The organism is Salinibacterium sp. ZJ70, from assembly GCF_011751865.2.
Lineage (GTDB): Bacteria > Actinomycetota > Actinomycetes > Actinomycetales > Microbacteriaceae > Homoserinibacter.
The window spans coordinates 2,170,166-2,182,424 of sequence record NZ_CP061770.1; the positions used below are offsets into that span (position 1 = coordinate 2,170,166).

Consider the following 12,259-nt stretch of genomic DNA (forward strand, 5'->3'; position numbering starts at 1 on the left):
CTCAGAGGGCGAGGCGCTCTGCCACGAGCATGAGCGTGAGGCTCGCGACGAACACGATCGCCACCAGATCGAGCGCGAGAAGGGTGCTGCGAAGGCGGCCGCGCGGCGTCGAATGCCGCACGATGACCATGCCGCCGTAGAGGGTCGCGATCACGACGAGCGCCGTCCCCGGGATGCCCGTGGGGCCGAGGTTCTGAAGCGCGAGCGGAGCGATCGCGAGAAACGAGATCACCGTTGCGGCGCCGCCGGCGATGAGCCAGCGGGTGCCTGCCGGGATGGCGGTCGAACGCGCCCGCGTGGAAGCGGGGGACGTCACGTCGGGCATGGCTCCAGCATGCGTCACTCCGCTGGGAGCGAGCCGCACGCTGGCTGTGTCAGGCGGTTGCGAGAACAGCCGCGCCGAGCGCGAGCAGCAGGATGACGAGCCACGACAGGCTCGCGGCGGCGAGCGCACGCCCGCCGGTGCGCACGAGACGCTCGAGCCGCAGGTTCGCGCCGATCGCGGCGAGCGCTGTCGCGAGCAGCACGGTGCGCACGAGATCGACGGCCTCGACGACGCCCTCGGGAACCGGCACGACGGACCGCACGAGCACGAGCACCGCGAAGCCCACGATGAACAGGGGCACCACGGGAGGCAGATCCCCGCGCGCCTCGCCGCTGCGGCGGGTGCGGCGGCGCTCCGCGAGCGAGGCGACCGCGACCATCGGGGCGAGCATGAGCACGCGCGTGAGCTTCACGACGACCGCCATCGCGAGCGCGACGGTGCCGGCGGTCTGGGCGGTCGCGACCACCTGCCCCACATCGTGCACGCTGGCACCCACCCACGCCCCGAAGAGCTCGGGCGGCAGCGGTGCACCGAGCGCCGCGGCCGCGGATGCCGCTGCCGGGAGCACGACGATCGCCGCCGTGCCGAACAGGGTGACGAGCGCCACGGGAGTCGCGCTGTCATCCGCGGACCCGGCGCGGCGCCTCGCGGCCGCCATCGCCCCGATCGCCGAGACGCCGCAGATCGAGAAACCGGCGGCGAGCAGCATGGGCTCGTCTCCCGGCAGCCGGAACGCGCGTGCGATTCCGTACGTCACCGCGAAGGCGAGCACCACGAGGACGACGATCGCGGCGACCCCGACCACCCCGAGCGCGGCGACATCCGCGAGCACGAGATCGAACCCCAGCAGCACGATCCCGACCCGCAGCAGTGTGCGTGCCGAGAACGCGGTGCCCGCACGCAGCGCCCCATCGAGCATCTGCCGCACGACCGGGATGCTGCCGAGCGCGACGCCCAGCACGAACGCGAGGGAGAGCCACGGCACGGCCGGGACCGCAAGCGAGAGAGCCCACGCGAGAGCCGCGGCGCCGAGCATCGCGAGGACGCCCGGGAGGAGCGAACGGACGCGCGTCACCCCCGCGCCTCGCGGCGCACACGGGTCACCCGTGAGACGAGCGCGACGAGCACGATCGCAACGAGCCCCGTCGCGGCGAGCGCGAGCCCGCCATAGCCGAGTGCCGCGAGCACGAGCCCCGATGCAGCCCCGCCGATCGCCCCCGCCGACGACATCAGCAGGTCGCTTCTCCCCTGCACGCGGGCGCGCACCGTCACGCTCACCGAATCGGAGACGAGCGCAGAGCCGGCGACCGTCGATGCGCTCCATCCGACTCCGATCAGGAACAGCCCCATCGCGACCCACAGCTCCGACTCGGCACCCACCGCGATCATCAGCAGCGCGGCGAGCAGAAGACCCTGCCCCACGGCGATCACCGCTTCGCGCCCCCGGCGATCCGAGAGCGCACCCCACACGGGTGCGAGCGCGTACATGCCGAGCACATGCAGGCTGATGGTGAAGCCGACGACGGCGAGCGTCGCCCCGTGGTGCACGAGATGCACGGGTGTCATCGCCATCACGGCGACCATCGTGGCGTGGCTGAGCGCGAGCGCGATCATGCCCGTCGCGACGCCATTCCCATCCGTGCGCACGACCGCCGACGCGGCCGACGGCCTCTCGGCCCCGAGCCGCAGGGCGAGCTTCAGAGGGTCAGGTCGCAGCCCCACCAGGTACACGGTGCCCGCGATCAGCTGCGCTGTCACCGTGAAGAGGAACGGACCCGAGAGCGCGGGAAGGCCGAGGGCGCGCCCCATAGCATCCGCCGGCTCGATGAGGTTCGGACCGAGAACCGCGCCGATCGTCGTCGGCCACACGATGAGCGCGAGGTCGCGGCCCCGACGCGCGGGCTCGGAGAGATCGGTCGCGGCGAAGCGCGCCTGCAGGTTGACGGCGGTGCCGACGCCGATGAGGATCATCCCGGCCAGCAGCAGCGGCGTGCTCACGAGCACCGCGGCGAGCAGCCCCACCACGGCACCCGCCCCCGCCACGAAGGCGCCCGTCGCGAGCGACGGCGCACGGCCCCGGCGCGAGGCGAGGGTCGCGAGCGGCACGGCGGCCGCCGCGGCGCCGATCGTCGTCATGGTCGCAGCCATCCCCGAGAGCGTCTCCGAGCCGGAGACCTCGGTGATGAGCAGAGCGCCCGCCGAGAGCGTCGCGCCCACCCCGATCCCCGCGAGCACCTGCCCGGCGATGAGCACACCCAGCGTCCGGCGACGTGCCGCCGCGATCGCCTCGTCAGTGAGCGGAACCCCCTGCACCGGCGTCGAGCTCACGCCCGGCGCTCGTCGCGGTTGAGCGCCGGGTTGCTGAGACGCCCGATGCCCTCGATCTCGATCTCGATCGTCTGCCCGTGCACGAAGCCGCCGAGGCCCGAGGGGGTGCCCGTCATGATGATGTCGCCCGGCAGCATCGTCCAGACATCCGAGATGTAGGCGATGAGCTCGGGGATGCCGTGGAGGAGGTCCTTCGTGTTGCCGGCGCGGCGAGGCTCGCCGTCGACCCACGACCGGATCTCGAGGTTCGTGGGGTCGAGCTCCGTCTCGATCCAGGGGCCGATGGGCGCGAAGGTGTCGTAGCCTTTCGCACGCGCCCACTGCCCGTCAGCGAACATCTGGTCGCGCGCCGACACATCGTTGCCGATGGTGTACCCGAAGACGTAGTCCTCCCAGTCCTCGGCACGCACCTGCTTGGCGACCTTGCCGATGACCACCACGAGCTCGCTCTCGTGAGTGATGCGCCCCTCCACAGGCGGGATCCGGATGGGGTCGTCAGGGCCGATCACCGCGGTGTTGGGCTTGAGGAAGATGAGCGGGTTCTCGGGGGCGTCGACGTTCGCCATATCGGCGCGGTGCTCGGCGTAGTTGAGCCCCACGCACACCACCTTCGAGCGCGGGATGACGGGTGCCAGCAGGCGCGCGTCCGCGAGCGGAACGCGCTCGCCCGTGGTCTCGTAGCCCGCGAACATCGGGTCACCGGCGAGCACGACCAGTTCGTCATCATCGATGATGCCGAAACGGGGGTCGCCTCCTGTGCTGAAGCGTGCGACTCTCACTCTCTGAGCCTAACCCTCGTATGCGCCCGGCCCTTGTGCATCCGGGACAAGGTGGCCAGCGGAGTTTGAGACGATGGCCACATGACGTCGCTGCTCTGGACCGGCCCCACCGACTCCGCCCGGGTGCTCGTGCTCGCGCACGGCGCGGGGGCGCCCATGGACTCGCCGTGGCTCGAGGATCTCGCCTCGCTGCTCGGCGAGCGCGGTGTGCGGGTGGCGCGCTTCGAGTTCGCCTACATGGCGGCTCGCCGCGACGGCGCGCGCAAGCCAGCCCCGAAGGCGGAGCTCGTGCAGGACGAATACCGCCACGCGATCGCCGCGGTGCGGCGCGAGACGGATGCGGTGCCCCTCATCGGCGGCAAGTCGTTCGGCGGGCGTGTGGCGAGCCTGATCGCCGACGAGCAGTTCGCCGCGGGCGCGATCCGCGGTCTCGTGTGCCTCGGCTACCCCTTCCACCCGATGGGCAAGCCCGCGCAGCTGCGCACCGCGCACCTCGCCGAGCTCGCCTGCCCCACCCTCATCTGCCAGGGCGAGCGCGACATCATGGGCTCGCGAGACGAGGTCGGGAGCTACGTGCTCTCGCCCGCGATCGACATCCTGTGGGCACCCGACGGCGACCACGACCTCAAGCCCCGCAAGGCCTCGGGCCACTCCCTCGCCGAGAACCTCACGACCGTCGCCGACGCGATCCGCGCGCGCTTCTGATCCGCAGAAGCGGAACGGGCGGGCGCCCTGCCGAAGCAGCGGCACCCGCCCGTTCTGAGCGTGCGGTTCGAGCTCAGGCGTCGAGGCGGTACATCCAGCCGTGGCGGTCTTCGACGCGGCCGTACTGGATTCCCGTGAGCTCCTCGCGCAGCGACATCGCGAGGCGGCTCTCGACCTCCGGCATCACGATTCCGCGGTCGTCGGCCGTCTTGATCTCGGCGATCGGCGTGAGCACGGCAGCCGTTCCGCACGCGAACGCCTCGACGATGTCGCCCGAGGCGACGCCCTCGCGCCACTCGTCGTAGGCGATCTGACGACGCTCGACCGTGTGACCGCGGTCCTCCGCGAGCTGCAGGATCGAGTCGCGCGTGATGCCCTCGAGGATCGAGTCGGAGGCGGGGGTCAGCAGCGTGCCGTCCTTGCGCACGAGGATGATGTTCATGCCGCCGAGCTCCTCGAGGTAGGTGCCCTCCTGCGAGTCGAGGAAGAGCACCTGAGCGCAGCCGTTCTCGTACGCCTCCGCCTGCGGCAGGAGCGATGCGGCGTAGTTGCCGCCCGTCTTGGCGGCTCCCGTGCCGCCGTGAGCGGCGCGCGCGTAGTCCGTCGAGAGCCAGATCGACACGGGGGTCACCCCGCCCGTGAAGTAGGCACCGGCAGGCGACGCGATGAGGTAGTAGGCCACCTTCTTCGCCGGACGCACACCCAGGAACGCCTCCTTGGCGAACATGAACGGGCGGATGTAGAGGCTCGTCTCATCCTGCGTCGGCACCCAGTCGGCGTCGACCGCGATGAGCTGCTTGAGCGAGTCGAGGAAGTGCTGCACGGGCAGCTCCGGCAGCGCGAGGCGACGGGCCGAGCGCTGCAGACGGGCGGCGTTCGCCTCCGGGCGGAAGGTCCAGATCGAGCCGTCGGCGTGACGGTAGGCCTTGAGACCCTCGAAGATCTCCTGACCGTAGTGCAGAACCGACGCGGCCGGGTCGAGTGAGATCGGACCGTAAGGCTGCACGCGCGGACGGTGCCACCCGCCCCGCTCCGACCAGCAGATGTCGACCATGTGGTCGGTGAAGTGCTGCCCGAACCCAGGGTTCTCGAGGATCGCGGCGCGCGCCTCAGGAGTCGCGGCGTTCTCGTTGCGGGTCACCTGGAAGGTGAGGTCCTGTGCGAGCGGAAGGAGGTTGATGGTCATAGTTCGCTCTCTCGAAAAGGCTTCAGGTCTATTGTGCGCCCGCTGGCCGGAGATCAGCCGAGCCGGTCGGCGATCGCCGTGCCGACCTCGGAGGTCGTGCGCGGGGTGGTTCCACGGTCATTCAGGTCGGCGGCGACGGCCGCTTCGATCCGGCGGGCCGCATCCGGCAGCTCGAGGTGGTCGAGCAGCAGAGCGGTCGACAGGATCGCAGCGGTCGGGTCGGCCTTCTGCTGGCCTGCGATGTCGGGCGCGGATCCGTGAACCGGCTCGAACATGCTGGGGAAGGCGCCGTCCGGGTTGATGTTGCCCGAGGCAGCCAGTCCGATGCCGCCGCTGATGGCGCCGGCCAGATCGGTGAGGATGTCGCCGAAGAGATTGTCGGTGACGATGACGTCGAACCTAGCAGGGTCGGTGACCATGAAGATGGTCGCGGCGTCCACGTGCAGGTAGTCCCACGCCACGTTCGGGTGATGGGCCGCCTCCGCCTCGACGAGGCGCGACCACAGCCGGCCCGCGTGGGTGAGCACGTTCGTCTTGTGCACGAGCGTGACCTTGCCGCGGCGCTTCTCGGCGAGCTGGAACGCGTAGCGCACGACACGCTCGACACCGTACGCGGTGTTGATGCTCACCTCGTTGGCGATCTCGTGCGGCGTGCCCTGTCGGATGCTGCCGCCGTTGCCGACGTACGGACCCTCGGTGCCTTCGCGCACGACGGCGAAGTCCACCTCGCCCGGGTCGGCGAGCGGGCTCGTGACAGTGGGGTGCAGCTTCGTGGGGCGGAGGTTGACGTAGTGATCGAGCGCGAAGCGCAGCTTCAGCAGCAGGCCGCGCTCGATGATGCCGCCCGCAAGCCGTGCGTCGCGCGGGTCGCCTCCGACGGCACCGAGCAGGATCGCGTCATGCGCGGCGAGCGCCTCGATGTCGGCGTCGCTCAGGATCTCGCCCGTCTCCAGGAAGTGCCCTGCTCCGAACGGGTAGTCGGTGACGTTCAGCGTCGCCTCATCACGGAGGGCGGCGGTCAGCACCTTGACTGCCTCGGCGGTGACCTCCGGTCCGATTCCGTCTCCGGCGATCACAGCGAGGTCGATAGTGCGGCTCATGGCTCCAAGATTATCGGGCGCGCGATGCCCGGCTGCACGTATAGCGTGCGCGCGGTCGGTCGTCAACGGGCTGGGAGCGCACCCACAGCCTTCGTATCGTCATTGCGTCCCCCGAAGAGAGGAGCTCGCATGAGCATCGGTCTGGGCATCTTCTTGTTCGTGGTGGGTGCGATCCTGACGTTCGCACTCAACCTCGAGGCTGGATGGATCGACATCGACCTCGTCGGCTACCTGCTGATGGGTGCCGGTCTCGTCATCACGATCATCGGGCTGGCGATGCTGATGCGTCGCCGCCAGTCGATCACCACCGAACGCTCCACGGTGGACCCGCAGGCGGGCACGCGGGTCCAGCAGCGTTCGACGGAGACGGACCCGATGCTCTGAGCATCGATCGTCTCCTCGGCGGCACGCACTCCTCGGCTGGGTGCGTGCCGCTGGTATGCGGGGCCCGAAGTCCCCCTGGACAGCGGCCCGCGGCGCGACGAGGATGGGCGCCATCCCCCCCAGTGCGAAGGAGCGAACCGTGAGCACGTCCGTCTTCATCAATCTCCCTGTCACCGATCTGGAACGCGCGAAGGCGTTCCATGAGGCGCTCGGCTACCGCATCGACGAGCGCTACACCGATGAGCAGGCCGCCTGCGTCGTCGTCGAGGAGGGCAGCGTCCACCTGATGCTGCTCACTCGGCCGTTCTTCGAGACATTCACCGACAAGACGATCATCGACCCGCGCACGCACGTGCAGGTGCTGAACGCGCTCTCGCTCGACAGCCGCGAAGCTGTCGACGAGATGCTCGCGAAGGGCCTCGCGGCGGGCGGCAGCGAGCCGGTTCCCCCTCAGGAGATGGAGTTCATGTACTCCCGCGACCTGCAGGATCCCGACGGGAACATCTTCGAGTACTTCTGGATGGATGAGGCCAGAGCACCGCAGGGTGCATCCGACGCGAGCTGACGCGCGGCGCGCCCGGGGTCAGATGACGTCGAGGACGAGCGAGCTGAGGATGCTCGACACGATCGCGAGGATCTCGACACCCGAGATGCCGAGCGCCGCGCCGATCATCAGGCGGCCGCCGGAGCGTCCGAGGGCGATGATCGCGACGACGATCGCGACGATCGCCGCGATCACACGCAGCGCGGAGAGGATGGTCATCGACGCCGTGTACACCTCGAAGTCCCCCGCCGCGAGCACCCCATAGGCCGCGAGGCCGGCGATGATCCCCACGGCGTACGAGCCGACGGCGACGACGAACGCCGCCACGGCGAGTCCGTTGCGTCCCGTGGCCTGCGCGGAGGCGGGGGTGGTCGGCACGGCGGGGGGCTGCTCGCTCATCTTCCGAGGATAGGCGTCTGCCTCCGGGCGGGCGAGGGCCGGTTGCCGGGAGGCAGACCGCCCTCCTGGGTGCGCGGAAGGGCGGGGCCGAAGCCCCGCCCTTCCGAACGTCGGATGCGTCGCGCCTCAGGAGGCGACGATGTCGATCTCGCGCACGTCGTCGGCGTCGATCGCCTGGCGCAGGCGCTCGAGGATCTCCTCGGGAACGGGCGAGTCGACCGTGATGATCGACAGCGCCTGGCCGCCCGCGCTGCGACGCGCGATCTGCATGCCCGCGATGTTGATGCCCGCGTCGCCGAACTCCTTGCCGTAGACCGCGACGATGCCGGGGCGGTCGGCGTAGAACATCACGATGTGGTGCTCGGCGATCGGCACCTCGATGTCGTAGCCGTTCAGCCCGATGAGCTTCTCGGTCATCTTGGTGCCGGCGAGCGTACCCGCGACCTCGATCGCGGTGCCGTCGGAGAGCACACCACGGAGGGTCGTCGTGTTGCGGTAGTCCTTGCTCTCCTCGTTCGTCGTGAGGCTCGACGAGATCCCACGCTGCTCGGCGAGGAGCGGCGCGTTGACGTACGAGACGTTCTCGGTGACGAGGTTCGTGAAGTAGCCCTTGAGCGCCGCAAGACGGTAGACGCTCACGTCGAACGCGGCGAGCTCGCCGCGCACGTCGACCTCGAGGTCGGTGAGCGCGCCGTGACCGGCGACCGCCGCGAGCACCTGGCCGAGCTTCTCGACGAGCGCGATGCCGGGGCGCACGAACGGGTCGATGATGCCGCCCGCGACGTTGACCGCATCCGGAACCAGCTCGCCCTCGAGCGCCAGACGCACGCTCTTCGCGACCGACACGCCCGCCTTCTCCTGGGCCTCGTCGGTCGACGCGCCGAGGTGGGGCGTGACGACGACGTTCGGAAGCGGGAGGAGCTTCTTGTCGACCGGCGGCTCGGCGTTGAAGACATCGAGCCCAGCACCCGCGATGACGCCGCCCGTGAGCGCCTCGTAGAGCGCATCCTCATCGATGAGGCCGCCGCGCGCGACGTTGACGATGTACGCCGACGTCTTCATCTTGGCGAGCTGCTCGGTCGAGATCATGCCGGTGGTCTCGGGAGTCTTCGGCATGTGGATCGAGATGAAGTCCGCCTGCTCGAGCAGCTCGTCGAGCGACACGAGGCGCACGTTCATCTGCTGGGCGCGGGCCGGCGACACGTAAGGGTCGTAGGCGATGACCTCGACGCCGAACGCCTGCAGGCGGCTCGTGATGAGCGCGCCGATGCGGCCGAGGCCGATGATGCCGACCGTCTTCTCGTAGAGCTCGGTGCCGGTGTACTTGGAGCGCTTCCACTCGCCCGCGGCGAGGCTCGCGTGTGCGGCCGGGATGTGGCGGGCGAGGCTCAGGATGTGGCCGATCGTGAGCTCGGCGGCGCTGATGATGTTCGACGTGGGCGCGTTGACGACCATCACGCCTGCGGCCGTCGCGGCCTTGATGTCGACGTTGTCGAGACCCACGCCCGCGCGCGCCACGACCTTCAGCTGGGGAGCTGCGGCGAGCGCCTCGGCGTCGATCTGGGTGGCCGAGCGGATGAGCACGGCACTCGCCTCAGACAGAGCAGAGAGCAGGGCCGGGCGGTCGGTGCCGTCCACGTTCCGGATGTCGAAGTCGGGACCGAGGGCCTCGACGGTAGCGGGCGACAGTTCTTCTGCGATCAGGACGACCGGCTTGGCCACAGTGGTTCCTTCGTGCGGGGAGAGGTGCGGCCGCTGGCCGCGGGTGGTGTGCGCCGAGACTTGCGCTGGCGCGGCACGTCGAGCCTACCCGACACAGGATTCCGTTACGGTCGCCCTCCGGGGTCCGGCATCGCTCAGCTGGTGACCTGGTAGAGCGCGACCGCGTACAGGCTGAAATAGGTGGCGGCCGTTGCGGCGAGTGCCGCCGTGAAGACCAGCACGCGGTTGGTGAGCGGCTGCCGTCGCACCGCGACGAGCGCCCCCACGTAGAACAGGACCGGCAGGGCGACGCCGAGCACGAGCACCGCCCACGGCACACGATCCGCCCATCCGAAGTTCTCGTATGCGACGGGCGTGTTGATCAGGTTGCCGGCCGCCTGGTACAGGAACCAGCCGGTGAGCGCCGCGAACACGACGGCGACGGCGATCGCGCCGATGCGCGAGACCGGCTCGTCGGTGGAGTCGAGGGTGGTGATGCGGTCGTCGGTCATCCGAGGGCTCCCAGCAGGTAGGGCAGAGGAACGAGCACACCGAGTCCGAGTGCCAGCCATCCGGCGCGCACGAGCGCGCGGCGGCGCATCCCCTCATGGGTGAGTGCGAGCACGGCCGCGAACCACACACCGGCCGAGATGAGCGAGAGGAACTCGCCGAACTGCCACATGATCTCGCCCGGCAGGTCGATCGCGGGGTAGCCGAGCAGCTGCACCGACAGGATCCAACCGAGCGTGACGGCGGCGTAGAGGACGCCGAAGACGGCAGTCACCGCGAGCGTCGGCACATCGCGTCGCGCGGGAGCGTCGGCGTCGGCGGCGTCGTCGAGATCCTCATGGGATGCGTCGGCATCGGATTCGGGGTCACTGTCGAGGGAGCCGCCGAGCCGCGGGGCGTCGCGCCCGGCGACGTCGTCCCCCGCCCACTGCAGAGCCTCGTCGTCCTCGTCGAACGGATCGGGTGCGCGCGTGTTCACCCCTCTATCCTGCCGCGAATCACCTTGGGGGGTGCTCGCCATCCAGCGCTGGGTCGATGCTCATGAGCGACGCCGCGCAAACGCGACAACCCACGTACCCCGAGAATCGTGCCTCATGGTCGTTTCGCCGCCCGTGAAACGACCATCTCGCACGATTCTCCGGGTGGGTCCGGCGGCGCCCAGGGACGCGAAAGGCGCCCCGGACGAATCCGGGGCGCCTTCGTGAGCGTCAGGTGACGGCGAGGATCAGCGCGCGGCCGAACCCTCGGTGTAGTCCTCGTCCTGCTGCTTCCACGCGAAGAGGGCGCGCAGGTCGCGGCCGACGGCCTCGATCGAGTGCGCGGCACCCTTCTCGCGGAGGGCGAGGAACTCCTCGGCTCCGTTGTCCTGGTCGTCGATGAAGCGCTTCGCGAACGCGCCCGACTGGATGTCGGCGAGGACGGCCGACATGTTCTCCTTGACCGACGGGTCGATGACGCGCGGGCCCGAGACGTAGTCGCCGTACTCGGCCGTGTCGGAGACCGACCAGCGCTGCTTGGCGATGCCGCCCTCCCACATGAGGTCGACGATGAGCTTGAGCTCGTGGAGCACCTCGAAGTAGGCGATCTCCGGCTGGTAGCCCGCCTCGACGAGGGTCTCGAAGCCGTACTGCACGAGCTGCGAGGTGCCACCGCAGAGCACAGCCTGCTCGCCGAACAGGTCGGTCTCGGTCTCCTCGGTGAAGGTCGTCTTGATGACGCCGGCGCGGGTGCCGCCGATGGCCTTCGCGTACGAGAGGGCGACATCCCAGGCCTGGCCCGACGCGTCGCGCTCGACGGCGATGATGTCCGGGATGCCGCGGCCGGCGACGTACTCGCGGCGCACCGTGTGACCGGGGGCCTTCGGGGCGACGAGGATCACGTCGACGCCCTCGGGCGCCTCGATGTAGCCGAAGCGGATGTTGAAGCCGTGCGCGAAGGCGAGCGTCTTGCCCTCGGTGAGCTTGTCCTTGATCGACTCGTTGTAGATCGAGCGCTGGTGCTGGTCGGGCGCGAGGATCATGATGAGGTCAGCCCACTCGGCGGCGTCGGCAACCGACTTGACCTCGAATCCGGCTTCCTGGGCCTTGGCGGCCGACTTCGAGCCGTCCTTGAGCGCGATGACGACCTCGACGCCCGAGTCGCGCAGGTTCTGCGCGTGGGCGTGGCCCTGCGAGCCGTAGCCGACGATCGCGACCTTCTTGCTCTGGATGAGCGAGAGGTCGGCGTCCTTGTCGTAGAAGATCTCAGCCAATGTGTGTCCTTCGTTTCGTTGGGGTTCGGGGGTCAGTTCTTGTGAACGCGTTCGGTGATGCTCTTGCCGCCGCGGCCGATCGCGAGGAGGCCGGATTGGGCGATCTCGCGGATGCCGTACGGCTCGAGCACGCGCAGGAACGCCTGCACCTTGCCGGAGTCGCCCGTCACCTCGATGACGAGCGCATCGGTCGCCACATCGACGACACGTGCACGGAACAGGTTCACAGCTTCGAGGATCTGGCTGCGGGTCGTGTTGTCGACGCGCACCTTGATGAGCAGGTGCTCGCGGTGCACCGACTGCGTGGGGTCGAGCTCGACGATCTTGATGACGTTGACGAGCTTGTTGAGCTGCTTGGTGACCTGCTCGAGCGGCAGATCCTCGACGTCGACGACGACGGTGATGCGGCTGAGTCCCTCGATCTCGGTCGGTCCGACCGCGAGCGAGTTGATGTTGAAGCCGCGGCGGGCGAACAGCCCCGCGACGCGCGTGAGCAGACCGGGCTTGTCCTCGACCAGGAGGGAGAGCACGTGGTGCGACATGTGTTC

Annotated in this window: 15 protein-coding genes; 3 read left to right on the forward strand and 12 right to left on the reverse strand. The window is 69.5% G+C overall.

The window, feature by feature from the left end; translation table 11 throughout:
• Position 1: 1 nt before the first annotated feature.
• Genes HCR12_RS10310 through HCR12_RS10325 form a run of 4 tightly spaced genes read right to left on the reverse strand, consistent with a single transcriptional unit; the run spans position 2 to position 3,432 of the window.
• Complete coding sequence (locus tag HCR12_RS10310) at positions 2–325, reverse strand: hypothetical protein (protein WP_166866089.1); 324 nt, start codon at positions 323–325, stop codon at positions 2–4.
• A gap of 49 nt (positions 326–374) precedes the next feature.
• Positions 375–1,400 carry a YeiH family protein gene (locus HCR12_RS10315; RefSeq protein WP_255429664.1) on the reverse strand — a complete coding sequence of 342 codons (1,026 nt, stop codon included), beginning with the start codon at positions 1,398–1,400 and terminating at the stop codon, positions 375–377.
• Positions 1,397–2,653: an MFS transporter gene (locus HCR12_RS10320; RefSeq protein WP_224763417.1), complete on the reverse strand. Its 1,257-nt coding sequence runs from the start codon at positions 2,651–2,653 to the stop codon at positions 1,397–1,399. Before HCR12_RS10320 ends, HCR12_RS10315 begins: the two co-directional genes overlap by 4 nt.
• Positions 2,650–3,432, reverse strand: coding sequence for a fumarylacetoacetate hydrolase family protein (locus tag HCR12_RS10325; RefSeq protein ID WP_166866091.1), 783 nt, complete (start codon positions 3,430–3,432; stop codon positions 2,650–2,652). Before HCR12_RS10325 ends, HCR12_RS10320 begins: the two co-directional genes overlap by 4 nt.
• An 81-nt stretch (positions 3,433–3,513) precedes the next feature.
• Here HCR12_RS10325 and HCR12_RS10330 point away from each other — a divergent pair, with 81 nt between their 5' ends.
• Positions 3,514–4,137 carry an alpha/beta hydrolase family protein gene (locus HCR12_RS10330; protein WP_166866093.1) on the forward strand — a complete coding sequence of 208 codons (624 nt, stop codon included), beginning with the start codon at positions 3,514–3,516 and terminating at the stop codon, positions 4,135–4,137.
• A gap of 73 nt (positions 4,138–4,210) precedes the next feature.
• Here the strand turns inward: HCR12_RS10330 and HCR12_RS10335 are convergent, their stop codons facing one another.
• Both HCR12_RS10335 and HCR12_RS10340 read right to left on the reverse strand, forming a co-directional pair.
• Positions 4,211–5,323 carry a branched-chain amino acid aminotransferase gene (locus HCR12_RS10335; protein WP_166866095.1) on the reverse strand — a complete coding sequence of 371 codons (1,113 nt, stop codon included), beginning with the start codon at positions 5,321–5,323 and terminating at the stop codon, positions 4,211–4,213.
• A 53-nt stretch (positions 5,324–5,376) separates the two neighbouring features.
• Positions 5,377–6,423 (reverse strand): 3-isopropylmalate dehydrogenase, encoded by a 1,047-nt coding sequence (locus HCR12_RS10340; protein WP_166866098.1) that lies wholly within the window; start codon positions 6,421–6,423, stop codon positions 5,377–5,379.
• Between the two features lie 129 nt (positions 6,424–6,552).
• On the opposite strand from HCR12_RS10340, the gene HCR12_RS10345 reads away from it, so the two are divergent.
• The gene (locus tag HCR12_RS10345) at positions 6,553–6,807 is read left to right on the forward strand and encodes a DUF6458 family protein (protein WP_166866100.1); all 255 of its coding nucleotides are present in this window, start codon (positions 6,553–6,555) and stop codon (positions 6,805–6,807) included.
• A 139-nt stretch (positions 6,808–6,946) separates the two neighbouring features.
• Positions 6,947–7,372, forward strand: a complete 426-nt coding sequence (locus tag HCR12_RS10350; protein ID WP_167051606.1) for a VOC family protein — start codon at positions 6,947–6,949, stop codon at positions 7,370–7,372.
• An 18-nt stretch (positions 7,373–7,390) separates the two neighbouring features.
• On the opposite strand, the gene HCR12_RS10355 is transcribed toward HCR12_RS10350, so the two are convergent.
• The 6 genes from HCR12_RS10355 to ilvN all read right to left on the reverse strand — a co-directional run bounded on the left by HCR12_RS10355 (position 7,391) and on the right by ilvN (position 12,253).
• Positions 7,391–7,750 carry a hypothetical protein gene (locus tag HCR12_RS10355; RefSeq protein ID WP_166866104.1) on the reverse strand — a complete coding sequence of 120 codons (360 nt, stop codon included), beginning with the start codon at positions 7,748–7,750 and terminating at the stop codon, positions 7,391–7,393.
• A gap of 126 nt (positions 7,751–7,876) precedes the next feature.
• Complete coding sequence (gene serA, locus HCR12_RS10360; protein WP_166866106.1) at positions 7,877–9,472, reverse strand: phosphoglycerate dehydrogenase; 1,596 nt, start codon at positions 9,470–9,472, stop codon at positions 7,877–7,879.
• A gap of 134 nt (positions 9,473–9,606) precedes the next feature.
• Positions 9,607–9,963 carry a hypothetical protein gene (locus tag HCR12_RS10365; protein ID WP_166866108.1) on the reverse strand — a complete coding sequence of 119 codons (357 nt, stop codon included), beginning with the start codon at positions 9,961–9,963 and terminating at the stop codon, positions 9,607–9,609.
• Positions 9,960–10,439: a hypothetical protein gene (locus HCR12_RS10370; protein WP_166866110.1), complete on the reverse strand. Its 480-nt coding sequence runs from the start codon at positions 10,437–10,439 to the stop codon at positions 9,960–9,962. Before HCR12_RS10370 ends, HCR12_RS10365 begins: the two co-directional genes overlap by 4 nt.
• Before the next feature lie 246 nt (positions 10,440–10,685).
• The gene (gene ilvC, locus HCR12_RS10375; RefSeq protein WP_166866112.1) at positions 10,686–11,711 is read right to left on the reverse strand and encodes a ketol-acid reductoisomerase; all 1,026 of its coding nucleotides are present in this window, start codon (positions 11,709–11,711) and stop codon (positions 10,686–10,688) included.
• Positions 11,712–11,743: 32 nt separating this feature from the next.
• Positions 11,744–12,253, reverse strand: a complete 510-nt coding sequence (gene ilvN, locus HCR12_RS10380; RefSeq protein ID WP_166866114.1) for an acetolactate synthase small subunit — start codon at positions 12,251–12,253, stop codon at positions 11,744–11,746.
• Positions 12,254–12,259 lie beyond the last annotated feature (6 nt).

Bases quoted from the DNA above. Each gene is read 5' to 3' on its own strand.
- HCR12_RS10335 (WP_166866095.1), bottom strand. From the start codon at position 5,323: ATGACCATCAACCTCCTTCCGCTCGCACAGGACCTCACCTTCCAGGTG.
- ilvN (WP_166866114.1), bottom strand. From the start codon at position 12,253: ATGTCGCACCACGTGCTCTCCCTCCTGGTCGAGGACAAGCCCGGTCTG.
- HCR12_RS10310 (WP_166866089.1), bottom strand. From the start codon at position 325: ATGCCCGACGTGACGTCCCCCGCTTCCACGCGGGCGCGTTCGACCGCC.
- HCR12_RS10365 (WP_166866108.1), bottom strand. From the start codon at position 9,963: ATGACCGACGACCGCATCACCACCCTCGACTCCACCGACGAGCCGGTC.
- HCR12_RS10345 (WP_166866100.1), top strand. From the start codon at position 6,553: ATGAGCATCGGTCTGGGCATCTTCTTGTTCGTGGTGGGTGCGATCCTG.
- HCR12_RS10330 (WP_166866093.1), top strand. From the start codon at position 3,514: ATGACGTCGCTGCTCTGGACCGGCCCCACCGACTCCGCCCGGGTGCTC.
- HCR12_RS10340 (WP_166866098.1), bottom strand. From the start codon at position 6,423: ATGAGCCGCACTATCGACCTCGCTGTGATCGCCGGAGACGGAATCGGA.
- HCR12_RS10355 (WP_166866104.1), bottom strand. From the start codon at position 7,750: ATGAGCGAGCAGCCCCCCGCCGTGCCGACCACCCCCGCCTCCGCGCAG.